The following is a 24,341-nucleotide window of genomic DNA, read 5'->3' as shown; positions in this document are numbered from 1 at the left end:
GCGCTAGAGGCATATTTCATTCAAAACCATGATCTACGGCATTGGCACCGACATCTGCGATGTGCGCCGCATCGCGGCCAGTCTGGAGCGCCACGGCGAGCGGTTTGCCGAAAAGGTGCTGGCCGATGGCGAGCTGGCCACCTGGCGTGCGCGCAGCGCGCGGTGGCCCGAGCGCGGCGTGCGCTACCTGGCTACGCGCTTTTCCGCCAAGGAAGCCTTCAGCAAGGCCATCGGGCTGGGCATGCACATGCCCATGACCTGGCGCGCGTGTGAGGTGGGGTCTCTGCCCAGCGGCCAGCCGGTGATCGTGCTGCACGGTGCTCTCAGGGAATGGTTCGAGGCCAAAGGCCTCACGGCGCACCTGAGTGTGACCGACGAAACCGACTACGCCGCCAGCTTTTGCGTGGTGGAGAAAATTCAAGCAAAATAGCCATTTAGCGCTTGTTGAATAAGCGCAGTCAGCTATTGTTTATATAGCAATTTCACGATTGGAAGCCCGATGACCGAACACGCACCCCTCATCCTGGACGTCGCCGGCACAACACTCAGTGCCGCCGACCGCCGCCGCCTGGCCCACCCGCTGACGGGCGGCGTGATCCTGTTCGCCCGCAATTGGGAAAACCGCGCACAGCTGCTGCAGCTCACCAGCAGCATCAAGGCCGTGCGCGATGACCTGCTGATCTGTGTGGATCATGAAGGCGGCCGCGTGCAGCGTTTTCGCACCGATGGCTTCACCCACCTGCCGCCCATGCGGGCGCTGGGTGACATGTGGATGGATGACGGCAAGGGTGCCAAGGCCGTGCCCGGCAGTGGCGCGCTGCGCGCCATCAACGCCGCCACGGCGGCGGGCTACGTGCTGGGCACCGAGCTGCGCGCCTGTGGCGTGGACTTCAGCTTCACGCCCGTGCTGGACCTCGACTGGACGGATGAGGCCCCCACGCCAGCGCAAGCGCTGGCTGCCCCCCGAGGGGGCTCGGAAAGCTTGGGGCGGCCCGGCACGTCCCGAAGCGGCGTCATCGGCGACCGATCCTTCCACCGCGACCCGCGCGTGGTGGCGCTGCTGGCCAAGAGCCTGATGCACGGTCTGCTGCAGGCGGGCATGGCCAACTGCGGCAAGCATTTTCCGGGGCATGGCTTTGTGAAGGCCGACTCGCACACCGAGGTGCCGGTGGACAAGCGCAGCCTCAAGGCCATTTTGGCCGACGACGCCGCGCCGTATCCCTGGCTCAGCAGCACGCTCACCAGCGTGATGCCGGCCCATGTGATCTACCCCAAGGTCGATAGCCGCCCGGCGGGCTTTTCGCAGCGGTGGCTGCAGGACATCCTGCGCCGCCAGATGCGGTTTGACGGCGCCATCTTCAGCGACGACCTCAGCATGGAGGGAGCGCGGCGCCTTGACGGCCAGGTGGTCAGCTACACCGACGCCGCCATCGCGGCCCTTGCCGCAGGCTGCGACCTGGTGCTGCTGTGCAACCAGAGCGTGGGCAACGGCGAGGCTGTGGACGAACTCATCGACGGCCTCGACGCTGCCCTTTCACAGGGCCGCTGGCAGCCCAGCGTGGACAGCGAATCGCGTCGCCTGGCGCTGCTGCCCGAAACCCTGCCGCAGGCGTGGGATGAGCTGATGTACCAGCCCGCCTATTTGCAGGCGCTGGATTTGCTGCCCTGACTTTTGTCGCAGGTCTGCTCTATGGCCCCGGTGCGGTGCTGACGGGCAGGGCACTCGGCTGCAGGGGTGCGGCCACGGCTTGCACCGGCGCGGTCGGCTCCGTTGGTGGCGCAGCCTCTGCGGGTGGCGGGTAATGCTGAAAGCGGCGCACCACGCGCTGAAAGATCAGTGCGTTTGGAATCTGCAGCCACGCCGTGTGGCCCACCGCTGCGCCATGGTCCTCCAGCGTGGTGTAAAGCAGATTGATATCCACCACGCGGCCCTTGGCGCCGGGCTTGTCTGCGGTGTCCAGCACCTCGATGTAGTCCCCAATGCGAAAAGGCCGCACCGTGAAGATGAGCAGCGCACAAAACAGGTTGGACAGCACGCTCCAGGCGGCAAAAAATGCCACCGCGCCCACGGTGGCGAAGCCCGTGAAAGCCGTCCATAGCACCGTGGCCGAGACGCCCATGCGTTCAAGCACCAGCAACAGCGCGCTGGCAATGATGAGCCAACGGATCAGGCCGTTGATGGGCACCAGCAATTCATCGGGCAACTGGTAGTGCGCGCTGGCGCGGCGCACCAGGCGGCGCAGCGTGCGCTGCAACAGCCATGCCACAACCAGGATCAGCAGGATTTGCGAGCCGGGGATGATGACTTCAAGCCAGTCCTGCACCCATTCGGGCAGGCGGGCTTTCAAGAGTTGCATTCGGGAAATGGCCATGGGGACTATGGTGTCAAAAAAGGCGGCACAGCGGCAGTCAGCCGTTCAACTGCTCCACCGTGTCCATCGGCATCTTAAAACTGAAGCAGCGGTTGCGGCCTTGCACCTTGGCGGTATGAAGCACTTGGTCGGCCCGCATGACCATGCTCTCTGCGTTGGTGCTGTCATCGGGCACGCAGGTCCTGATGCCGCCGTGCAGCGTGGGTGCGACGCACAGCGCAGCACGCACCGAGCCCACGTCTTTCACGACCAGCGCGGAAAATGGGGGGTCCGCCAATGCGGCCCCGATGGGTGGGGCCGCAGGCGAAGGGGGCGGCAGGGGCGTGGGGGCTGTCACGGTGTTTCCTTGTGGCCCGCATTGGCTGGCGGGCTTTTTTGCACCGCGGGGTCGCCTGCCTTCATCTGCCGGGATGCGGGCGGGCGCCCACGCCTGAACGGCACCAGGCGGTCAAGACTCGCGCCGCAGGGCCGGGAACAGGATCACGTCGCGGATGCTGGGGCTGTCGGTCAGCAGCATCATCAGGCGGTCAATGCCGATGCCGCAGCCGCCGGCGGGCGGCATGCCGTATTCGAGCGCGCGCACAAAGTCGTGGTCGTAATACATGGCCTCGTCGTCGCCACTGTCCTTGGCAGCCACCTGGGCATGAAAGCGCGCGGCCTGGTCCTCGGCGTCGTTCAGCTCGCTGAAGCCGTTGCCGAATTCGCGCCCGGTGATGTAGAGCTCGAAGCGCTCGGTGACTTCGGGGCGCTGGTCGTTGGCGCGGGCCAGCGGCGAAATCTCGGTGGGGTGCTCCATGATGAAGGTGGGCTGCCACAACTTGTCTTCCACCGTCTCTTCAAAGTACAGCACCTGCAGGCTGGCCAGGGTGCGCCCGGAAAGCTGGTTCTTTTGTTCCGACATGCCCAGCTTCTTGAGGGCGCTGATGAGCCACGCCGCATCGTCCACATGCGCGCCGGCCTCGGTGTGCTGGAAGATGGCTTCGCGAATGGTCAGGCGGGCAAACGGCTGGCTCAAGTCCACCTCGCGGCCCTGGTACGACAGCTGCAGCGTGCCAGCGGCCTTCAGGGCGGCATCGCGCACGAGCTGTTCGGTAAAGCCCATGAGGTCCTGGTAGTTCCAGTAGGCCGCATAGAACTCCATCATGGTGAACTCGGGGTTGTGGCGCACCGAGATGCCTTCGTTGCGGAAGTTGCGGTTGATCTCAAACACCCGCTCGAAACCACCCACGAGCAGGCGCTTGAGGAACAGCTCCGGCGCGATGCGCAGGTACATCTCTTGTTCGAGCGCGTTGTGGTGCGTGATAAACGGCTTGGCGTTGGCGCCGCCCGGAATGGGGTGCAGCATGGGTGTCTCGACCTCCAGGAAGCCGTGCTGCACCATGAAATCGCGGATGCCACTGACAGCACGGCTGCGCGCCACGAAGCGCTTGCGTGCAGCCTCATCGGTCATCAGGTCGATGTACCGCTGGCGGTACTTGACCTCCTGGTCGGCCACGCCATGAAACTTGTCGGGCATGGGGCGCAGGCTTTTGGTCAGCAGCCGCAGGGTGGTCACCTTGACCGACAGCTCGCCGGTCTTGGTCTTCATCAACGTGCCCTCGGCACCGATGATGTCGCCCAGATCCCAGTGCTTGAAGGCCGCATACAGGTCTTCACCCAGCGCGTCACGCGTGATGTAGAGCTGGATGCGCCCCCCGGTTTCGCCCAGCGAACCATCCTGCACGGTGGCAAAACTGGCCTTGCCCATCACCCGCTTGAGCATCATGCGTCCCGCCACGCTCACATGAACAGCGTGGGTTTCAAGCGATTGTGCGTCCTTGCTGGCGTGCTGGTCCTGCAGCGTGGCAGCGTGGTGCGCCGGCTTGAAATCGTTGGGGAACGTGACGCCTGCGCCCTGTGCATGGGCCTCGCGCAAGGCGCGCAGCTTGTCGCGGCGCTCGGCGATGAGCTGGTTTTCGTCGTGGGGGGCGGGGGCGTGGTTTTGTTCTGACATAGGTGCCGTGGCTACGGGACGTGGAATGTGGGGGCTGGTGGCAGCCAAACCGTGGATTTTATGGGTTATCGGCAGGGTTCGGGCTGCATCGGCAACGCGCGGATGAAGCCGACTCTATCGATGATGTAAGGCAGAGCGCGGCCATTCCAGGACGTGGTGCAATAAATAGCGGTTGTGGGGCATTCGGCTAGGAAGGCGAAATTCCTGTGCGTTCCAGCACATCCCCCACCAGTTCCAGTCGGACCAAGGGGTTGTCGAGTTCCATCAGCCGCTGCTTGAGTTCCAGGGGAATGGGCAGCAGTTCGCACCAGCGGTTGGCGACCCAGCCGCAGTCGTTCAGCTGGGCGGGGGTGGGGTGCACGGCCGTGCCGGAGCCGGTGTCGCGTTCGCGCAAGGATGCCAGCACCTGGGCCAAGGTTGTCGCGGTGGTCAGAAGGTCCTCGGGAATGGATACCGCAAGGTCTGTGGCCAGTTGCTCCACATCGGCAATCCACAGGCCGTGCGGCAAATGCCTGCGCTCTGTGATGCGAAAACGCTGGCTGCCGCGGCACAGCAGGGTGATCAGTCCGGGTTGCGGGTTGTCGAGCTTTTCGATGACCGCCAGGGTTCCGATGTCGTGAAATCGCTCATCGGGTGCGCCGGCCTGTCGCACCTCGTTGCCCTGCGTGAGTGCAACGATGCCAAACGGGGCTCCCGCATGGTGGCATTTGCGCACCATGTCGAGGTAGCGCACCTCGAACACGCGCAACGCCAGCACTCCGTCTGGAAACAGCACGGAATTGAGCGGAAACAGCGGAAGGGATGACAGGGTGAGGGGTTGTGTCATGGGCGAAGCTCTTCGGTCGCTATCATCCCATGGCGCAGTCTGCTTTCGTACCCGGTCCACTCCAATTTGTCTCATCCATGCTCTACCAGATCGCCTCTTTCCTGCTCGATGTCGTTGGTGGCCTGTTGACCGGGGCGTGTCTGCTGCGTTTGTACATGCAGTGGCAGCGGGTGCCGTTCTCCAATCCGATTGGCGGGCTGGTGTTTGCACTCACTGACTGGCTGGTCATGCCGCTGCGGCGCGTGATTGCGCCGGTGGGGCGTTGGGACCTTTCCAGCCTGGCTGCAGCTGTGTTGCTGCAATTGGTCCAGTATTTTTTGCTGTGGCTGATTCTGGGTGCCGGTGCCGCCTGGGCCTGGCTGCCTTGGCTGGCGCTTTTTGGCCTGGTGCGGGTGGCCATCTCGGGGCTGATTGGTTTGCTGATTGTCCATGCGGTCATGTCATGGATGTCGACCCGCTCGCCGATTGCGGACGTGGTGGCACGTTTGTGTGCACCGGTGCTGCGGCCGTTTCAGCGCATTATTCCGCTGGTCGGCGGGGTGGATTTATCGCCGCTGGCCGTGCTGGTGTTGCTGCAGGTTGCCATGATCATCCTGGGGCACCTGCAAGCAGGCGTGCTGCAGGGGTGAGGGTGATTTTGTGCCAAATCAGCATGCAGCCCTTATCCAGTAAGCGCAGCATGCTATTTATTTGATAGTAATTCTGTCGATAGCCGAGCAGCGGCCGCACGGCTTTACACGACGGCGTCGGCAGGCAGGCGCTGCAGCATGGCCAGGCTGCTGGCCACGGTGTTGCGCAGTTCGCGGCGGTCGCAGATGAAATCCACGGCGCCCTTGGTCTGCAGAAACTCGGCGCGCTGAAAACCCTCTGGCAGCGTCACACGCACGGTGGATTCGATCACGCGCGGGCCGGCAAATCCGATCAGGGCCTTGGGTTCGGCGATGACGATGTCGCCCACAAAGGCAAAACCAGCGCTTACACCGCCCATGGTGGGGTCGGTCAGCACGCTGATGAAGGGCAGGCCTTTTTTGGCCAGGCGGGTGAGTGCGGCATTGGTCTTGGCCATCTGCATGAGCGACAGCAGCCCCTCCTGCATGCGCGCGCCGCCCGTGGCGGTAAAGCACAGGAAGGGTAACTTCTGATCGATAGCGGTTTCGACGCCGCGCACAAAGCGCTCGCCCACCACGCTGCCCATGCTGCCGCCCATGAAGTCAAATTCGAAGCAGGCTGCCACCAGGTTGATGCTTTTGACCGCACCGCCCATGACGATGAGGGCGTCGGTCTCGCCCGTGTTTTCCAGGGCTTCCTTCAGGCGCTCGGGGTACTTGCGGCTGTCCTTGAACTTGAGCGCATCCACTGGCAAGACTTCCTGGCCGATTTCGTAGCGGCCTTCCGGGTCGAGGAAGGCGTTCAGCCGCGCCCGCGCGCCGATGCGGTGGTGATGGCTGCAGTGCGGGCAGACGTTCTGGTTTAGCTCCAGGTCGGCCTTGTAGAGCACGGTTTCGCAGCTCGGGCACTTGATCCACAGACCTTCGGGCACCTGGCGGCGCTCGGTGGGGTCGGTTTGCTGGATTTTGGAGGGCAGAAGTTTTTCGAGCCAGGACATGGTGTTCTCCTCTTCGGTGGCACGGCCTCGGCCCGGAGTCGGTGGGCATTCGTGGGCAGGCCGGAGTGAATCTGTGGCGCGCTGCCTCCTGGTGGAGGCGCGCGCCGGGCTGCATTATGCGTCGAGCGCTTTGCGCACGCCACGCAGGAAGTCGATGGTAATGGGCACCACTTTGGCGTGTTCTTGGTCTTCAATCAGCTGGATGATGCGGCTGCCGATCACCACCGCATCGGCCACCTTGCCAATCGCCTGGGCGGTGGCCGCATCACGGATGCCGAAGCCCACGCCCACGGGGATGTGCACATGCTGGCGGATGCGGGGCAGCATCTGTTCGACTGCAGTGGTGTCCAGCGCGCCCGATCCCGTAACGCCCTTGAGCGACACGTAATACACATAGCCGCTGGCCACCCGCGCCACCTGCGCCATGCGTTCGTCGGTGCTGGTGGGGGCGAGCAAAAAGATCAGGTCCATGCCATGCGCGCGCAGGCTGGCGGCAAAGGCTTCGCATTCTTCGGGTGGGTAGTCCACGATGAGCACGCCATCAACGCCTGCCGCGGCCGCATCGCGCACAAAGGCGCCCTGGCTGTGAATCTGGTCGTAGCGTTCCACGGGGTTGGCATAGCCCATCAGCACCACGGGCGTGGTGCTGTTGCGCTTGCGGAATTCGCGCACATGGTCCAGCACCTGAACCATGCCGATACCCAGACCCAAAGCTTTTTCACCCGCTTTCTGGATGACAGGGCCGTCGGCCATGGGGTCGGAAAACGGCACACCCAGCTCGATCACGTCGGCCCCGGCATCCACCATGCCGTGCATGAGCGCGGGGGTGATATCGGCAAACGGGAAGCCCGCGGTCACATAGGGAATCAGCGCCGTGCGGCCCTGCGCCTTAAGTGCGGAAAATGTGGATTCGATGCGGCTCATTTGACCACCTTGACGGGTTGCTCGCCGCCCTTGACGGACTGCCCCTGGCAGCTGGGGCGGCAATAAAAATCAGCGCCACTGAGGTCGGCCACGGTGCCAATGTCCTTGTCGCCACGGCCCGAGAGGTTGACCAGGATGGACTGGTCTCCGCGCATGGTTTTGGCCAGTTTCATGGCGTAGGCCACGGCGTGGCTCGACTCGAGCGCCGGGATGATGCCTTCGGTGCGGCACAGGTAGTGGAAGGCATCGAGCGCTTCCTTGTCGGTGATGCCCACATATTCGGCACGACCGATTTCCTGCAACCACGCGTGCTCGGGGCCCACGCCGGGGTAGTCGAGGCCCGCGCTGACGCTGTGGGTTTCGGTGATCTGGCCATTGGCGTCCTGCAGGATGAAGGTGCGGTTGCCATGCAGCACGCCCGCGCTGCCCTTTTGCAGCGATGCCGAGTGCTTGCCCGATTCCAGTCCTTCGCCGGCCGCCTCCACGCCGATCAGGCGGGTCTTTTCAAACGGAATGTAGGGATGAAAAATTCCCATGGCGTTGCTGCCGCCACCCACGCAGGCCACCACCACATCGGGTTGCTCGGTGGCGGCCTTCTGGGCGGCCAGCATTTCGGGCATCTGCTCGATGCATTCCTTGCCGATAACGCTCTGGAAGTCGCGCACCATCATGGGGTAGGGGTGAGGGCCCGCCACCGTGCCGATGATGTAAAAAGTGTTGTCCACATTGGCCACCCAGTCGCGCATGGCTTCATTCAACGCGTCTTTCAGGGTTTTGCTGCCCGATTCCACGGGCACCACGGTGGCGCCCAGCAGTTTCATGCGGTACACGTTGGGGCTTTGGCGCTTCACATCCTCGGCGCCCATGTACACCACGCATTCCAGTCCATAGCGCGCACAGATGGTGGCCGTGGCCACACCGTGCTGGCCGGCACCGGTTTCGGCAATGATGCGCGGCTTGCCCATGCGCTTGGCCAGCATGGCCTGGCCGATCACGTTGTTGATCTTATGGGCGCCGGTGTGGTTGAGGTCTTCGCGCTTGAGATAAATCTGCGCGCCGCCCATTTCGCGACTGGTGCGCGCAGCGTGGTAAACCGGTGAAGGGCGGCCAACGAAGTGCTTGAGTTCGTAGTGAAACTCGGCCAGAAACGCGGGGTCGTTCTGGTAGCGGGCGTAGGTCTCGCGCAGTTCCTGGATGGCGTGGGTCAGGGTTTCGCTGACAAAGCTGCCGCCGTAGGGGCCGAAGTGGCCCGAGGGATCAGGGTGCTGGTAGGAATTCATGGGGATTCTTTGCAAGTTGTGCATCGGCCGCACGCACGGCGGCTACGAAGCGATGGATCTTGTCGGCGTCCTTGATGCCCCGCTGGGGGTGGCCATCGGGGCCATCGGCCTCGACGCCGGAGCTGACATCAACGGCCAGCGTGGTGCAACGCGGGCGTACTTGCAGAATGCCATCGGTCACGTTTGCAGGCGTGAGTCCACCAGACAAAACGAGATGAGAGGCTACGCTTGGTGGAAGGAGTGACCAATTGAATGCCTTGCCGCCGCCGCCGTAACCGTCGACATGGGCGTCGAGCAGAATGGCTTGGGCTTTCGAGTAATCATGGGCGTATTTTACGAGGTCGAACCGTGCCGCACCGTCGCCAAGGGGAATGCGCGCGGCGCGAAGGAACGGCCGGGCGCCACCCAAGGTGGCGGCCAGACATTCCGCCGGCGTTTCGTCACCGTGAAATTGGATGGTAGCGCCCGCCAGCAAAGCGCTAGCAGCTATGATATTTGAAGCAGACTCGTTGACAAACAACAGCACCGGGGTGACAAACGGTGGTAAGCGCGCGGCCAGTTCGGCAGCCCTTTGCGGCGTAACGGCACGAGGGCTGGGCGCATACAGCACGAAACCGATGGCATCCGCGCCTGCGGCAACGGCAGCGTCAACATCCTGTTCGCGTGTCAGGCCGCAAATCTTGATGCGGGTGCGAATGCAGGGGAGGGGAAGTGGCTTTTCGGACGACGGGCTGCTCATGGTGATGATGGTGCTCAGGGCAGCCAATCATACGCAGCCGTGCGGTTGGGCAGGCCCCAATGGGGTTCGTAGACCGGGCCCTGAAAATACAGGCCGTCGGGCGAAAAGGTGGGTGCCGCAGCGTCGCGTGAGCGCGCAGCCAGCACTTCGCCGATCCATTGCGGTGGTTTTTTTCCCTGCCCCACGGCAATCAGGCACCCCATGATGTTGCGAATCATGTGGTGCAAAAAAGCGTTGGCTTCAAATTCGAAGCGCCAGTAACAGGGCGCGAAGCCTTCTGGCGGCGCGGCCATGCTGGATGGCGTGCGGGTGATCTCGATGCGCTGCAGCGTCTTGACGGGTGACTTGGCCTGGCAAGCCGAAGCCCGGAACGAGGTGAAATCGTGTTCGCCCAACAGCTGTTGCGCTGCCTGCAGCATCGCAGCATGGTCGAGTGGGTAGAAAACCCAGCCCACACGGCCCGCATCCACGCTGGGCCGCACGGGCGACTGCAGCAGCACATAGGCATAGCGCCGCGCAATGGCGCTTGCGCGTGCGTGAAAGCCATCGGGCACCGGCTGCGCCCATTGCACCGCAATATCCGCTGGCAAAAAGGTGTTGGTGCCTCGCACCCAGGACGACGCTGGGCGTTGGAGTGGCGTGTCGAAGTGCACAACCTGCATGAGACCGTGCACCCCCGCGTCGGTGCGGCCCGCGCACAAGGTGCTGACCCGGTGCGTAGCAAAGCGGCCCAAGGCCGCTTCAAGATGATCCTGGATCGTATTGCCAGACAGCTGGCTTTGCCAGCCGCTGTAGCGCTGGCCGTTGTAGCTGACCCCCATGGCCACCCTGGAGAGGTGGGCAGGGGCAGTGTCTTGCGGTGCGGGCGGGTTGTCCGGCTGCATCAGCCCAGGTCGGCCAGCATTCGCTGGGCGCGGGCCTTGAGCGCTCCCGACGACTCGGCGACCACTTCTTCGACCAGGGTGCGGGCCCCATCGGTGTCGCCAATGGCATTGAACTCTTGCGCCAGTGCCAGTTTGGTGGCCAATGGGTCATCCGCAGCGGCCTCGACGCCGATGTCTGCTGCGGCCAGCGCCGCTGCAGGAGGCAGCGCGGCAGGTTTGGCAGGTGCGCCCAAATCCAGCGTCAAGTCACCCAGGTCAAATTCCATGGGGGCGGTTTCCAGGGGCGCTGAACTGGTGCTGGTTGTCAGCGGCATGGCACCGGACGGGAGCATGGTGAGGTCATCGGAGCTTGGAAAGTCCAGGTCTGCCATTGCAGGCAACCCGACGTCAGGGGCTGCCGCCACGGCAGACTGCTCGGTGGGCAGCGATGGGGGCAGATCCAGTTGCGGAAGCGCAGATGATTCAACGTTGCTGGTGCTGTAGCCAGCGTCCACTTCACTGGCGGCGGTGGCCGTGGCCGCTGCTGCAGCAAAACCACCGGGGGCGGCTGGCGCCTCGCTCAGTGCGTCTTCAGGCAAATCCAGATCCAGGTCAAGATCCAGGTCCGGGGGCAGCGTGGTTGCTGCTGCCATGGCGCTGCCCGCCAAACCGGCAGTGGATGCGGCGGTGGCATCGCTCAGGAGCGCACCAGGACGTCCGCCAGGCTGGTACAGCGGGTTTTCCTGATCCAGGTCGCGGCCCAGCTCAGCTACGTGGGTCCAGTCCGGGCCTTCGCCCTGGGTGAGCTTGAAAACGTCACCGGCCACCACCTCCAGTGCCTTGCGGTCTTGCCGCTTGGCATAGATCTCGGCCAGCTTGACATGCACCGATACGCGGGCCGGGTTGTGGCGAATGGCCTCCTTGAGGATCTCCTCGGCCTGCAGATCGCGTCCATACGCCAGGTACACGTCGGCTTCAGCCACAGGGTCCACGTCACCGCCAGCGTCGAGCTGGCTGGGGGAGTAGGCCATGGATGAGCCTGTGGTCATCTCGCTGTTGGCGGTGTCCACTTGCTGGCCACCGCTGGCGCCAAAGAAAGAGTCGGGCTGAGCACGGCTATCCATGAAGGAGCTGTCAACACCGGCATTGGCACGGCGCCGTTGTACGACACGGTAAGCGCCGTAACCGCCCAGTGCGATCAAGGCGAGAAGCCCTCCGGCCGGCACCAGGGGGTCTTCCATCAGGTCCGACAGGAAGCTTGGCTCAGGGGCTGGCGCTGGCGGCGGGGCAGGCGTGGGAGCTGGTGCCGCGACAGGGGCAGAGGCTGGTGCCGCTGCTTCAGCAGGAACGACTGGATCGGAGGCCGCTGCTTCCGGTACTGCGGGGGCGCTCGCCGTGGGCGATGCCGCCACGGCAACTGGCTCGGAAGCGGCAGGCTGGGCAGGCATTGCTGCTGGTGTTGCCACTGCCACAGCGCCTGGCGCGGAGGCCGTGGCTGCAGGTGCGCCGACGGGCGCAGACGCAGCGCTGATCTTGTTCAGCTCATCAATGTTCTTGGACAGTTCGGCCATGCGGGCGGATGCTTCGCTGGCTTGCTTGTCCTTGGCCAGTTGGTCTTCTGCCGCCTTCTGACCCGTGATGGCGCCCTTGGACAGGGTGAGCTTGTCGGGTGCAGCCGTTGCGGGTTTCTTGTCTTCGACGCGCGCTTGCACTGTGCCGCTGGCAGAGCGCTCTGCCGCCGCCACTTCGGCGGTGGGGGCTGCTGCCGCGAGCTTGCGGCGGAAAGCGTTGAAATCGCGGCTTTGCGCCGCCAGAACCTGGCGTGCTTCGCCCACTGGCGTGGCCAATGCAGTGGCCTCGTCTGGCATTTGCAGCACGGCGCCGGCCTTGACCCGGTTGACGTTGCCCTGGATGAAGGCGTCAGGGTTGGCGCGCATCAGTGCCACCAGCATCTGGTCCAGCGACACGCTGGCAGGGCGGTAGGCGTTGGCCAGGCGGCCAGCCGTATCGCCCGGCTGTACGGTGACGCCATCGGCAGGAGCGGTGCGCGGGCTCGCGGCAGGGGTATTGCGGGGAGGCGTGCTAGCCGGTGCCGCCGACACGCGCGGGGCAGCGCCAGCTTGGGCTTTTGCCGAAGGGACTGAAACCTGCGGTGCTGCGGTAACCGTGGGCGCCGCGCGGCGCAATGCCGGTGGGTCAAACAGCATGGTGTAGCTGCGCACGATATGGCCGCTGCCCCATGTGGCGTCGAGCACCAGGTCCACGAACGGGTCGTTGACGGGGCGGTCGCTGGACAGGCGCAACACGGCAGTGCCATCAGGCCGCCGCTGCAGTTGCATCCGCAGGTTGTTCACCGCCGGGTTGAACTCCATGCCCTGGGCCCGAAAGACTTCGGGTGACGCCGTTGTGGCGCGCAGGGTGTCGGCCTCTGCTGGTGTGATCTGGGGCAGGTCGATTTCGGCGCGCAATGGCTCGCCGAGAGCGGATTGCACCGTAATGCGACCCAGAGCCAGGGCATAAGCATCGTCGGCATGGAAACCGGTCAATGCGACGGCCGCAGCCGCCAGGACAGAAAATTTCCAACGATGCATGTGTGCCATCAAGTGTGTTTGTGCTGCTCGGTCGAGCGGTGTTGTTCTTCTCATGGTCTGGTCCCGCCCCGGCGCGTGAAAATGTGTAAAAAGCACCATAGCAGCAATGTTTTGCACTGACAAGCTGACGTGGTGTGGAAGCTTTGAGCGAGGTGTCGTCGCCTTGTTTTTGGGGATTAAGATGTTGCCAAATGCCAACGCCGCGTAACCGGGTGTTTCCGTGGATCAGGCATAAAAAAGCGCGCTACAGCGTGTGCTGCGCGCGCCTGGGGGCTGGGCAGATCAGGCCTCCAGCAGAATCCGCAGCATGCGGCGCAGGGGTTCGGCGGCGCCCCACAGCAGCTGGTCGCCGATGGTGAAGGCGCCCACGTACTCGGGGCCCATGGCCAGCTTGCGGACGCGGCCCACGGGAATGGTCATCGTGCCGGTCACGGCCACGGGGGTCAAATCCTTGATGGTGGCCTCGCGCGTGTTGGGCACCACTTTCACCCACTGGTTGTCGGCAGCGATCATGGCCTCGATGTCGGCCACGGGCACGTCCTTCTTGAGCTTGAAGGTCAGGGCCTGGCTGTGGCAGCGCATGGCGCCCACGCGCACGCAGAAGCCATCGACCGGTATGGCGGCAGAGTCAAAGCCTTCACCCATGCCCAGAATTTTGTTGGTCTCGGCCATGCCCTTCCACTCTTCCTTGGACATCCCGTTGCCCAGGTCTTTGTCGATCCAGGGGATCAGCGAGCCACCCAGCGGCACGCCGAAGTTGGCGGTTTCGGCGGCGCTCAAGCTGCGCTGCTTGGCGATGACCTTGCGGTCAATTTCCAGGATGGCGCTCTTGGGGTCGTCGAGCAGGGCCTTCACTTCGGCGTTCAGCGTGCCGTACTGCGTGAGCAGCTCGCGCATGTGCTGTGCGCCACCGCCCGATGCGGCCTGGTAGGTCTGGGTGCTCATCCATTCGACGAGGCCCGCCTTGTACAGCGCGCCCACGCCCATCAGCATGCAGCTCACCGTGCAGTTGCCGCCGATCCAGTCCTTGCCGCCATTCGCCAGGGCGTTCTTTATGACCGGCATGTTCACCGGGTCGAGCACGATGACGGCGTTCTTTTCCATGCGCAGGGACGACGCGGCGTCGATCCAGTGGCCGTTCCAGCCGGCGGCGCGCAGTTTGGGGTACACCTCGCTGGTGTAGTCGCCGCCCTGGGCGGTGATGATGATTTCGCAGCGCTTCAAGGCGTCGATGTTGAACGCGTCCTGCAGCGTGGTTTCGTTCCGGGCCTGTGCCGGGGCCTTGCCGCCTGCGTTCGAGGTGGAGAAGAACAGGGGTTCGATCAGATCGAAGTCTTTTTCCTGCACCATGCGGTCCATCAGGACCGAGCCGACCATGCCGCGCCAGCCGACCAAACCTACCAACTTGCTCATTTCAACGCCCTTTCAAAGTAAGAAACAGTGCCAGACCAGACTGTTTTGCCCCGGCTCGTCTGGCCAGGGAGGGCGCACGACGATACCTGGGCTGGATCAGCCCTTAATGGTCGTGGTTTTGGTGGTGATTGCGCGCGCGGCTGCACCGGCCTGGGCGGCGGATGCGGTGTTCAGGGCGAACGGGCGGGCGACAAACATGGGTGCAAATTGTAGCGGATGGCGGCTTTGCGCCCGCTGACGGTGGTCGGTGTGTTTCGGCGTAAGAGCCGTGCATGAAAAAGGGCGGCACCTGGCCGCCCTTGATAAATGCCTGCGCCTGGAGGGCAGGTTTATGCCAGCGCCTTCACCACGGCATCGCCCATCTGCGCGGTGCCCACCTTGGTGGTGCCTTCGCTGTAGATGTCGGGCGTGCGCAACCCTTGCGCCAGCACCTTTTGCACGGCGGCTTCGATGCGCTGGGCGGCGGCTTCCTGGTTCAGACTGAAGCGCAGCATCATGGCAGCCGAGAGGATGGTGGCCAGCGGGTTGGCCACACCCTTGCCCGCGATGTCGGGGGCGCTGCCGTGGCTGGGTTCGTACAGGCCCTGGCCTTTGCTGTTCAGGCTGGCCGAGGGCAGCATGCCGATCGACCCGGTGAGCATGGAGGCTTCGTCGGAGAGGATGTCGCCGAACATGTTGCCGGTGACCACCACGTCAAACGCCTTGGGCGCCTTGACGAGCTGCATGGCGGCGTTGTCCACGTACATGTGCTGCAGTTCCACGTCGGGGTACTGCTGGCCCACCTCGGTGACCACGTCCTTCCAGAACTGGAAGGTCTCCAGCACGTTGGCCTTGTCCACGCTGGTGACCTTTTTGCTGCGCTTGCGCGCGGCCTGGAAGGCGACGTGGGCGATGCGTTCGATCTCGGGCTTGCTGTAGCGCATGGTGTCAAACGCTTCTTCGGCACCGGGGAAGTGGCCGTCGGTGGCCACGCGGCGGCCGCGCGGCTGGCCGAAATAGATGTCGCCGGTCAGTTCACGGATGATGAGGATGTCCAGCCCGGCAATCAGCTCGGGCTTGAGGCTCGACGCCCCCACCAGTTGCTCGTAGCAGATGGCGGGCCGGAAGTTGGCAAACAGCCCCATGTTCTTGCGCAGGCCCAGAATGGCTTGCTCGGGGCGCAGCGGGCGGTCCAGCTTGTCGTATTTCCAGTCGCCTACCGCGCCGAACAGCACGGCGTCGGCATCCATGGCGAGCTTCAGGGTGGATTCGGGCAGCGGGTGGCCATGGGCCTCGTAGGCGGCGCCGCCTACGAGGGCGGATTCCATCTCGAACGGGAGCTCCAGCGCTTCCAGAACCTTGACGGCCTCGGAGACGATTTCGGTGCCAATGCCGTCACCTGGCAGAACTGCGATTTTCATTGAATTTGCTTTGATTTGGATAGCTGCTAGCGCTTATGGGTAAAGCGCTAGAGGCCAATTTGACTAATATTTTTGGTGCTGCGCCGTCTTACGACACCATGGTGTGCGCCAGCCACGGCTTGGTGGCCAGGCGCTGCGCTTCAAAGGCCTTGATCTTGTCGGACTGGCGCAGGGTCAGGCCGATGTCGTCAAAGCCGTTGAGCAGGCAGTACTTGCGGAAGGCCTGCACCTCGAACGGGATCTCTTCGCCCTGCGGTCTAACAATCACCTGGCGTTCCAGGTCGATGGTGAGCTGGTAGCCGGGGAAGGCGTGCACTTCATCGAACAGCTGGGCCACCGTGGCCGCGGGCAGCACGATGGGCAAGAGGCCGTTCTTGAAGCAGTTGTTGAAGAAGATGTCGGCAAAGCTGGGGGCGATGATGGCGCGAAAGCCGTACTGGTCCAGCGCCCAGGGCGCGTGCTCGCGGCTCGAGCCGCAGCCGAAGTTCTTGCGTGCCAGCAGGATGGAGGCGCCTGCATAGCGCGGCTGGTTCAGCACGAAGTCGGGGTTGGGCTTGCGTTGCGATTCCGGAATGCCGGGCTCGCCGTGGTCCAGGTAGCGCCATTCGTCAAACAGGTTCACGCCAAAGCCGGTCTTCTTGATCGACTTGAGGAATTGCTTGGGGATGATCGCGTCGGTATCGACGTTCTCGCGGTCCATGGGGGCGACAAGGCCCTGGAGCTTGGTGAATTTCTGCATGGCGTTCTTTTACTTGGCGGCGCGCTCGAGTGCGCCTCCGGCCCGTTGAACGTCCTGGCCCACGCCCTTGACGGTGTTGCAGCCCGCCAGCACGAAAGCGGCGGACAGGGCGATGAGGGTGGCAATCTTCTTCATGGCGGTCTCCTTCAGGCAAATTGGCGAATGTCAACAAAATGGCCGTGCACGGCAGCAGCAGCGGCCATGGCGGGGCTCACGAGGTGGGTGCGGCCGCCAGCGCCCTGGCGGCCTTCGAAGTTGCGGTTGCTGGTGGATGCGCAGCGTTCGCCGGGCTCCAGGCGGTCGGCGTTCATGGCCAGGCACATGCTGCAGCCGGGTTCGCGCCATTCAAAGCCTGCGGCCTTGAAGATCTGGTCCAGGCCCTCGCGCTCGGCCTGCTCTTTGACCAGGCCCGAGCCAGGTACGACCATGGCCAGCTTCACGTTGCTGGCGACCTTGCGGCCCAGGTTCTTGACCACGGCGGCGGCTTCGCGCATGTCTTCGATGCGGCTGTTGGTGCACGAGCCGATGAACACCTTGTCGATGGTGATGTCGTTGATGGCCTTGCCGGGCTGCAGGCCCATGTAGGTCAGCGCGCGCTCGATGGCGCCGCGCTTGTTGGCGTCTTTTTCCTTGTCGGGGTCGGGCACGCGGGCGTCCACGCCCAGCACCATCTCGGGCGAGGTGCCCCAGGTGACCTGCGGCACGATGTCTGCGGCGTCAAGCTTGACTACCGTGTCGAACTTGGCATCGGGGTCGGAGTGCAGCGTCTTCCAGTAGGCAATAGCCTGGTCCCACTCCACGCCCGTGGGTGACAGGGGGCGGCCCTTGACGTATTCAATGGTCTTGTCGTCCACGGCCACCAGGCCCGCGCGCGCGCCGCCTTCGATGGCCATGTTGCACACGGTCATGCGGCCTTCCATGCTCATGGCGCGGAACACCGAGCCTGCGAATTCGATGGTGTAGCCGGTGCCGCCCGCGGTGCCAATCTTGCCGATGATGGCCAGCACCACGTCCTTGGGCGTCACGCCTTTGGCCAGCGTGCCGTCCACCTGCACCAGCATGTTCTTGGCCTTCTTGGCCAGCAGGGTCTGCGTGGCCATCACATGCTCGACTTCCGACGTGCCGATGCCGTGGGCCAGTGCGCCAAACGCGCCGTGGGTGCTGGTGTGGCTGTCGCCGCACACCACCGTCATGCCGGGCAGCGTGGCGCCGTTTTCCGGGCCGATCACGTGCACGATGCCCTGGCGCTTGTGCATGAAGGGGAAGAACGCAGCGGGCGTGATCGTCGCCATGTTGTCGTTCAGCGTGGTGATCTGCTCTTTGCTGATCGGATCGGTGATGCCGTCGTAGCCGTTTTCCCAGCCCGTGGTGGGCGTGTTGTGGTCGGCCGTGCCCACGATGGAACTCATGCGCCAGACCTTGCGCCCCGCCTCGCGCAGGCCCTCGAAGGCCTGGGGGCTGGTCACTTCGTGCACCAGGTGGCGGTCGATGTAGAGGATGGCGGTGCCGTCTTCCTCGGTGTGGACGACGTGCTCGTCCCAGATCTTGTCGTACAGGGTGCGTCCCATGGCGGTCTCTTTTCGTGGGTGTGGGTAAGTTGGATTTTAGGTGGGCGTGAAAGTGCCGGCAGCCGGGCGAACCAGGTGCTCCACCAGCAGCCGTGCCGTCACGGGCAGGGCATCGAAGTCGCGGGCCACCACACGCAGCTCGCGCTGGGCCCAGGGGTCGGCCAGGGGAATGGCTTGCAGGCGGCCCACGCCGTGCATGAGGGCAAAGGCCCGGTCGGGCAGCAGGCCCACGCCCAGGCCGTTGTCGATCATGCGGCACATGGCATCGAGCCCGGTGACCTGGATGCGCTGGCGCAGCGGGCGTCCAGCGGCAGCGGCGGCAGCGCGCATGGCCAGGCTGATGCTGCTGTTGGCGTGCAGACCGACGATGTCCCAGTCCAGCACCTCTTCAAAATTGATAGCTGCTTGCGCAGACAGGGCGTGCGCTGCAGGCACAACCAGCACCAATCGATCGGTGCGATAGGGGCGGCTTTGCAGGTCGGCGGCGCCGGGCCCGCCGGTGTTGCAGATGCCCAGATCGGCCGCGCCTTCCTGCACGGCGTGCAGCACATCGCTGGAGAGGTGTTCCTGCAGGTCGATCTTCACCTGGCTGTGCGCGCGCGCAAAAGCGCCCAGGTCTTCGGGCAGAAACTGCACGATGGCCGAGATGTTGGCGTGCATGCGCACATGGCCGCGCACGCCTTCGGCGTATTCGCTCAGCTCGCCCTGCATGCGCTCCAGGCCAAACAGCACCGTGCGCGCGTGGTGCAACAGGCTTTCGCCCGCGGGGGTGAGCGTGACGCCCCGGCTGTGGCGGTAGAGCAGGGCGGTGTCCACAGCGGTTTCCAGGTCGGACAGCCGCTTGCTCACGGCCGATGCCGCAATGAACTCGCGCTCGGCCGCGCGGCCAATGCTGCCGAGCTCGCACACCGCCACAAACAATTGCAGCGAGGTGAGATCAATGCGGCGCGCAAAACTGCGCTCGGAGCTTTTCATGGGGGCGGTGTGCAGTCTTCTTGTTTTGAGAAGACTTGCGATTTTCACCCCAATTTTTTGTGTTTGCCATCGCCAAACGCGATGGTTTTCATCGCGCAAGGGCTTAGTTTGTCAAAAAAGTGAGCTGCTTGCGCTTGCTTTTAAAGCATTTCAGCTGCTTTTGTGATTGAAAGCCAATAAAGACGAGCGCAAAGCGCTCTTTTTTTTTGAAGCATGCTGCCTGAAGCGCCTGGCTTTGTGCCCCCTCAGGCGGTCAGGGTGCTGCCGTGCTCGGGCACCGCGGCACGCCAGCGCAGTTCATGTTCGATGCGCTGGCGCAGCATGTCGGCCGCGCCCATCTCACCGTGCACCACATACACCCGGTCGGGCGCATGCCCCATGCTGCGCAGCCAGGCCAGGGTCTGGTTGGCGTCGGCGTGGGCCGAGGCAGAGGTGAGCTGCACCACTTCGGCGCGCACATCCACATCCTGCCCGTGGATGCGGGTGGTCTTTTCGCCGCTGGCAATGCGCGCGCCGCGCGTGCCCGGCGCCTGGTAGCCGGTGATGATGATCATGTTGCGGTGGTCGCCCGCATACAGCGCAAGGTGGTGCAGCACCCGCCCGCCCGTGGCCATGCCGCTGGCCGACAGGATCACCATGGGGCCGTGGCGCCGTGCCAGGGCCTTGGATTCGTCGGTGGTCTGCACCATGGTGGCCGTGTGCGAGAGGGCGTCTGCCTCGTGCGCGGTGAGCCGGTGCTCGCCTGTGTGGTGCGCAAACAGCCCGGTGGTGCTCACGGCCATGGGGCTGTCCAGAAACACTGGCAGCGAGCGGGCGATGGTGCCCTGTTTCTTGAGCAGGTTGATGGCATGCAGCACGGCCTGCGCCCGGCCCACGGCAAACACTGGCACCACGGCCACGCCGCCGCGCTGGGACAGGCGTTGCAGGGCGGGGCCCAGCTCTTGCAGGATGTCCTCCTGCCCGTGCTGGCGGTCGCCGTAGGTGGATTCGACCAGCACGGTGTCGGCCTGGGGTGGCGCCTCGGGCGGGTTCATGACCAGGTCGTCAGGACGGCCCAGGTCGCCCGAGAACAGAATGCGCCGCCCGCCCACTTCCAGCAGCACGCTGGCCGCGCCCAGGATATGCCCGGCCGGCGTAAAAGTGACGCGCCAGCCGGGAATCGGCTCAAACGCCTTGTGGAACGCATGGGTGCGGAACTGCTTCATGCAGTGCTGCGCATCGAGCCGCGTGTAGAGCGGCAGCGCCGGTGCGTGCTGCGAGAGCTGGTGGCGGTTCAAAAAGGCGGCGTCTTCTTCCTGCAGGTGGCCGCTGTCGGGCAGCAGGATGGCGCACAGGTCGCGCGTGCCGGTGGTGGCGTGGATGGCCTTGGTGTAGCCATCGCGCGCCAGCAGGGGCAGATAGCCGCTGTGGTCGAGGTGTGCATGGCTCAATACCACGGCGTCGATCTGGTGCGGCGTGAGGGGCAACGGGTGCCAGTTGCGCTGGCGCAGCTGTTTGTAGCCCTGAAACAGGCCGCAATCGACCAGCATGCTGTGGCCGTTGTGGCGCACCAAATATTTCGAGCCAGTGACGGTGCTGGCGCCGCCCAGAAAGGTGATGTTGACTTCCATTGCAGTTCTCCATGCGTGCCAATGGCTGCCATCGTAGCGCGCAGGGGGGCCGCTGCCGCGGGTGGGAGCGGGCGGCCGCGTGATGCAGGTCAGGGGGCGCTGGTAAAAATGGGCTGAGACCTGCGTGTGCAGGTGGCGCATGTGGCGCACGAGGGCACCGTGGGCGCATGGGCCGGGGCAATAAAAAAGGCTGCCCGGCGCTAAGCGGGGCAGCCTTGGGTGCAACGGGCAGCGCTGCTGTGCGGTCCTTAGCTGAAGAAGTTTTTCAACCGGTCGGTCCAGCTTTCGCCGCTGGGCGAGTGGCGGCCGCCGCCTTTTTTCAGCGAGTCTTCCAGCTCACGCAGCAGCTTGCGCTGGTGCTCGGTGAGCTTGACCGGCGTTTCCACCGCGATGTGGCAATACAGGTCACCGGGGTAGCTGGCGCGCACGCCCTTGATGCCCTTGCCGCGCAGGCGAAACTGCTTGCCGGCCTGCGTGCCTTCGGGGATGTCGATGGCGGCCTTGCCGGCCAGCGTGGGCACTTCGATCTCGCCGCCCAGCGCCGCCGTGATGAAGCTCACGGGCACCTGGCAATGCAGGTCGTCACCGTCGCGCTCGAAGATGTCGTGTTTCTTCAGGCGGATCTCGATGTACAGGTCGCCCGGTGGCCCGCCGTTGGTGCCCGGTTCGCCGTTGCCGGTGCTGCGGATGCGCATGCCGTCGTCGATGCCCGCCGGAATCTTCACTTCCAGCGTCTTTTGCTTCTTGAGCTTGCCCTGGCCGGAGCAGGTGGTGCAGGGCTCGGGAATGATCTTGCCCGTGCCCCGGCAGTGCGGGCAGGTCTGCTGCACACTGAAGAAGCCCTGGCGCATCTGCACCGTGCCGCTGCCTGTGCAGGTGGTGCAGGTCTTGGCACTGGTGCCGGGTTTGGCGCCGCTGCCGTGGCAGGTGTCGCAGCTTTCCCACGAGGGAATGCGGATCTGCGCATCCTTGCCGCGCGCGGCCTCTTCGAGGGTGATTTCCATCGCGTAGCTGAGGTCGCTGCCGCGGTACACCTGGCGGCCCCCCGCGCCACGCCCGCGCCCACCCTGCTGGCCGAACATGTCGCCAAAGATGTCGCCAAAGGCCTCGGCAAAGCCACCAAAACCTTCCGCACCGGGCCCGCCCGGGCCGCGCATGTTCGGATCCACGCCGGCGTGGCCGTACTGGTCGTAGGCAGCGCGCTTTTGCGCGTCCGAAAGCATCTCGTAGGCCTCTTTGGCCTCTTTGAACTTTTCTTCGGCGCCCTTGGCGGTATCCCCCTGATTGCGGTCAGGGTGGTGCTTCATCGCCAACTTGCGATAAGCCTTCTTGATTTCGTCCTCGGAAGCGTTTTTGGGAACGCCGAGGACCTCGTAATAGTCTCTTTTGGACATGGATGAATCAGCCTGGTTGGAAGAGGAACGCCGCGCAGGCACCCTGAAAAGGGGCCCAGCGCGGCGGCTCGGGTCAGCAACGGGGCTGCTTTAGCCCTTCTTGACTTCCTTGACCTCTGCATCGACCACGTTGTCGTCGTCTGCGGGCTTGCCAGACGAAGCCGATGCACCTGCCGCATCCGCACCACCGGCTGCCTGCGCCGCCTGTGCAGCCTGGGATTCGGCGTACATCTTCTCGCCCAGCTTCTGGCTGGCGGTCATCAGTGCCGTGGTCTTGGCATCGATGGCGTCCTTGTCTTCGCCCTTGAGGACTTCTTCCAGGGCCTTGACTGCGGCGGTGATGGCGTCTTTTTCGCCCGCATCCAGCTTGTCGCCATGCTCGGCCAGGCTCTTGTTCACGCTGTGCACAGCGGCTTCGCCCTGGTTGCGGGCCTGGATCAGCTCCAGCTTTTTCTTGTCGTCGGCGGCATTGAGCTCGGCGTCCTTCACCATCTGCTGGATTTCTTCTTCCGACAGGCCCGAGTTGGCCTTGATGGTGATCTTGTTTTCCTTGCCCGTGCCCTTGTCCTTGGCACCCACGTGCAGGATGCCGTTGGCGTCGATGTCGAACGACACTTCAATCTGCGGCGTTCCGCGCGATGCGGGTGGAATGCCTTCGAGGTTGAACTCGCCCAGCAGCTTGTTGCCCGAGGCCATTTCGCGCTCGCCCTGGTACACCTTGATGGTCACAGCAGGCTGGTTGTCGTCGGCCGTCGAGAAGGTCTGCGCGAACTTCGTCGGGATGGTCGTGTTCTTGGTGATCATCTTGGTCATCACGCCGCCCAGGGTTTCAATGCCCAGCGACAGCGGCGTCACGTCCAGCAGCAGCACGTCCTTGCGGTCGCCCGACAGCACCTGGCCCTGGATGGCAGCGCCCACGGCCACGGCTTCGTCGGGGTTCACGTCCTTGCGGGGCTCCTTGCCAAAGTATTCCTTGACCTTCTCCTGCACCTTGGGCATGCGCGTCATGCCGCCGACCAGGATCACGTCGTTGATGTCGGACACACTGATACCGGCGTCCTTCATGGCGGTGCGGCAAGGGGCAATGGTGCGCTCGATGAGCTCTTCCACCAGGGCTTCGAGCTTGGCGCGCGTGAGCTTGATGTTCAGGTGTTTCGGACCCGAGGCGTCGGCCGTGATGTAGGGCAGGTTGATGTCGGTTTGCGCGCTGTTGGACAGCTCGATCTTGGCCTTTTCGGCGGCTTCCTTCAGGCGTTGCAGGGCCAGCACGTCCTTGGACAGATCAACGCCTTGCTCTTTCTTGAACTCGGCAATGATGTAGTCGATGATGCGCTGGTCGAAGTCTTCGCCGCCCAGGAAGGTGTCGCCGTTGGTCGACAGCACTTCAAACTGCTTTTCACCGTCCACATCGGCGATTTCGATGATGGACACGTCAAACGTGCCGCCACCCAGGTCATACACGGCGATCTTGCGGTCGCCCTTTTCCTGTTTGTCCAGGCCAAAGGCCAGTGCCGCGGCGGTGGGCTCGTTGATGATGCGCTTGACATCCAGACCGGCAATGCGGCCGGCGTCCTTGGTGGCCTGGCGCTGGGCGTCGTTGAAGTAGGCGGGCACGGTGATCACGGCTTCGGTCACGGGCTCGCCCAGGTAATCTTCGGCAGTCTTCTTCATCTTGCGCAGAATGTCGGCGCTGACCTGCTGGGCCGAGATCTTGTTGCCGCGCACTTCGACCCAGGCGTCGCCGTTGTCGGCCGCCGTGATCTTGTAGGGCATCAGGTCGATGTCCTTTTGCACTTCTTTTTCGGTGAACTTGCGGCCGATCAGGCGCTTGATGGCGTACAGCGTGTTCTTGGGATTGGTCACAGCCTGGCGCTTGGCCGAGGCGCCCACCAGCACTTCACCATCTTCCTGGTACGCAACGATCGACGGCGTAGTGCGGGCACCTTCCGAGTTTTCGATCACGCGCGTGGTGTTGCCTTCCATGACGGACACGCAGCTGTTGGTGGTGCCCAGATCGATACCGATGATTTTTCCCATGTTCTTCTCCG

21 protein-coding genes and 1 pseudogene are annotated in these 24,341 nt (G+C 64.1%); 3 read left to right on the top strand and 19 right to left on the bottom strand.

Annotation, left to right across the window (positions count from 1 at the left end):
- Positions 1-28: 28 nt before the first annotated feature.
- Positions 29-430 carry a holo-ACP synthase gene (acpS, locus tag B7Y64_RS05315; protein WP_291323994.1) on the top strand — a complete coding sequence of 134 codons (402 nt, stop codon included), beginning with the start codon at positions 29-31 and terminating at the stop codon, positions 428-430.
- Between the two features lie 69 nt (positions 431-499).
- A complete protein-coding gene (gene nagZ, locus B7Y64_RS05310) occupies positions 500-1,669 on the top strand; it encodes a beta-N-acetylhexosaminidase (protein WP_291323995.1) in 1,170 nt (389 codons plus the stop codon).
- A 19-nt stretch (positions 1,670-1,688) separates the two neighbouring features.
- Here nagZ and B7Y64_RS05305 read toward each other — a convergent pair whose 3' ends face one another.
- From B7Y64_RS05305 to B7Y64_RS05290, 4 genes and pseudogenes are all read right to left on the bottom strand, one after another.
- Positions 1,689-2,357, bottom strand: a complete 669-nt coding sequence (locus tag B7Y64_RS05305) for a mechanosensitive ion channel family protein (protein ID WP_291323996.1) — start codon at positions 2,355-2,357, stop codon at positions 1,689-1,691.
- Between the two features lie 52 nt (positions 2,358-2,409).
- Positions 2,410-2,574 (bottom strand): annotated as a pseudogene (locus B7Y64_RS05300) (diguanylate cyclase response regulator); the annotation flags it as partial.
- A gap of 246 nt (positions 2,575-2,820) precedes the next feature.
- Positions 2,821-4,365, bottom strand: a complete 1,545-nt coding sequence (gene lysS / locus B7Y64_RS05295; protein WP_024814411.1) for a lysine--tRNA ligase — start codon at positions 4,363-4,365, stop codon at positions 2,821-2,823.
- Positions 4,366-4,552: 187 nt separating this feature from the next.
- Positions 4,553-5,191, bottom strand: a complete 639-nt coding sequence (locus tag B7Y64_RS05290; protein ID WP_291323997.1) for an LON peptidase substrate-binding domain-containing protein — start codon at positions 5,189-5,191, stop codon at positions 4,553-4,555.
- 77 nt (positions 5,192-5,268) lie between these two features.
- Here B7Y64_RS05290 and B7Y64_RS05285 point away from each other — a divergent pair, with 77 nt between their 5' ends.
- Positions 5,269-5,820, top strand: a complete 552-nt coding sequence (locus B7Y64_RS05285) for a YggT family protein (protein WP_291323998.1) — start codon at positions 5,269-5,271, stop codon at positions 5,818-5,820.
- A 104-nt stretch (positions 5,821-5,924) separates the two neighbouring features.
- On the opposite strand, the gene accD is transcribed toward B7Y64_RS05285, so the two are convergent.
- From accD to dnaK, 15 genes are all read right to left on the bottom strand, one after another.
- Complete coding sequence (accD, locus tag B7Y64_RS05280; RefSeq protein WP_291323999.1) at positions 5,925-6,797, bottom strand: acetyl-CoA carboxylase, carboxyltransferase subunit beta; 873 nt, start codon at positions 6,795-6,797, stop codon at positions 5,925-5,927.
- 114 nt (positions 6,798-6,911) lie between these two features.
- Positions 6,912-7,721 (bottom strand): tryptophan synthase subunit alpha, encoded by an 810-nt coding sequence (gene trpA, locus B7Y64_RS05275; RefSeq protein WP_024814414.1) that lies wholly within the window; start codon positions 7,719-7,721, stop codon positions 6,912-6,914.
- Positions 7,718-9,001, bottom strand: a complete 1,284-nt coding sequence (gene trpB, locus B7Y64_RS05270; protein WP_291324000.1) for a tryptophan synthase subunit beta — start codon at positions 8,999-9,001, stop codon at positions 7,718-7,720. The genes trpA and trpB overlap by 4 nt, the downstream gene beginning before the upstream one ends.
- The gene (locus tag B7Y64_RS05265; RefSeq protein ID WP_291324001.1) at positions 8,979-9,740 is read right to left on the bottom strand and encodes a phosphoribosylanthranilate isomerase; all 762 of its coding nucleotides are present in this window, start codon (positions 9,738-9,740) and stop codon (positions 8,979-8,981) included. The genes trpB and B7Y64_RS05265 overlap by 23 nt, the downstream gene beginning before the upstream one ends.
- Positions 9,741-9,754: 14 nt before the next feature.
- Positions 9,755-10,624 (bottom strand): tRNA pseudouridine(38-40) synthase TruA, encoded by an 870-nt coding sequence (gene truA, locus B7Y64_RS05260; protein ID WP_024814417.1) that lies wholly within the window; start codon positions 10,622-10,624, stop codon positions 9,755-9,757.
- Positions 10,624-13,194: a FimV/HubP family polar landmark protein gene (locus B7Y64_RS05255; protein ID WP_291324002.1), complete on the bottom strand. Its 2,571-nt coding sequence runs from the start codon at positions 13,192-13,194 to the stop codon at positions 10,624-10,626. The genes truA and B7Y64_RS05255 overlap by 1 nt, the downstream gene beginning before the upstream one ends.
- Positions 13,195-13,476: 282 nt before the next feature.
- Positions 13,477-14,607 (bottom strand): aspartate-semialdehyde dehydrogenase, encoded by a 1,131-nt coding sequence (gene asd, locus B7Y64_RS05250; RefSeq protein ID WP_291324003.1) that lies wholly within the window; start codon positions 14,605-14,607, stop codon positions 13,477-13,479.
- 329 nt (positions 14,608-14,936) lie between these two features.
- Complete coding sequence (gene leuB / locus B7Y64_RS05245) at positions 14,937-16,007, bottom strand: 3-isopropylmalate dehydrogenase (protein ID WP_291324004.1); 1,071 nt, start codon at positions 16,005-16,007, stop codon at positions 14,937-14,939.
- Positions 16,008-16,095: 88 nt separating this feature from the next.
- Entirely contained in the window at positions 16,096-16,746 is a 651-nt protein-coding gene (gene leuD / locus B7Y64_RS05240) for a 3-isopropylmalate dehydratase small subunit (RefSeq protein ID WP_291324005.1), read from the bottom strand.
- Between the two features lie 9 nt (positions 16,747-16,755).
- Positions 16,756-16,881 (bottom strand): entericidin A/B family lipoprotein, encoded by a 126-nt coding sequence (locus tag B7Y64_RS05235; RefSeq protein WP_008903921.1) that lies wholly within the window; start codon positions 16,879-16,881, stop codon positions 16,756-16,758.
- An 11-nt stretch (positions 16,882-16,892) separates the two neighbouring features.
- Positions 16,893-18,314 (bottom strand): 3-isopropylmalate dehydratase large subunit, encoded by a 1,422-nt coding sequence (gene leuC, locus B7Y64_RS05230; RefSeq protein ID WP_291324006.1) that lies wholly within the window; start codon positions 18,312-18,314, stop codon positions 16,893-16,895.
- A gap of 36 nt (positions 18,315-18,350) precedes the next feature.
- A complete protein-coding gene (locus tag B7Y64_RS05225; protein WP_291324007.1) occupies positions 18,351-19,289 on the bottom strand; it encodes a LysR family transcriptional regulator in 939 nt (312 codons plus the stop codon).
- A gap of 245 nt (positions 19,290-19,534) precedes the next feature.
- Complete coding sequence (locus B7Y64_RS05220; protein ID WP_024814424.1) at positions 19,535-20,899, bottom strand: MBL fold metallo-hydrolase; 1,365 nt, start codon at positions 20,897-20,899, stop codon at positions 19,535-19,537.
- 248 nt (positions 20,900-21,147) lie between these two features.
- Positions 21,148-22,293, bottom strand: a complete 1,146-nt coding sequence (dnaJ, locus tag B7Y64_RS05215) for a molecular chaperone DnaJ (protein ID WP_024814425.1) — start codon at positions 22,291-22,293, stop codon at positions 21,148-21,150.
- Between the two features lie 90 nt (positions 22,294-22,383).
- Positions 22,384-24,330 (bottom strand): molecular chaperone DnaK, encoded by a 1,947-nt coding sequence (gene dnaK / locus B7Y64_RS05210; protein WP_291324008.1) that lies wholly within the window; start codon positions 24,328-24,330, stop codon positions 22,384-22,386.
- Between the last annotated feature and the right edge of the window lie 11 nt (positions 24,331-24,341).

Origin of the sequence: Acidovorax sp. 35-64-16 (genome assembly GCF_002281195.1) — a bacterium.
GTDB lineage: Bacteria > Pseudomonadota > Gammaproteobacteria > Burkholderiales > Burkholderiaceae_C > Acidovorax > Acidovorax defluvii.
This window is presented reverse-complemented; position numbering and strand designations above follow the sequence as displayed.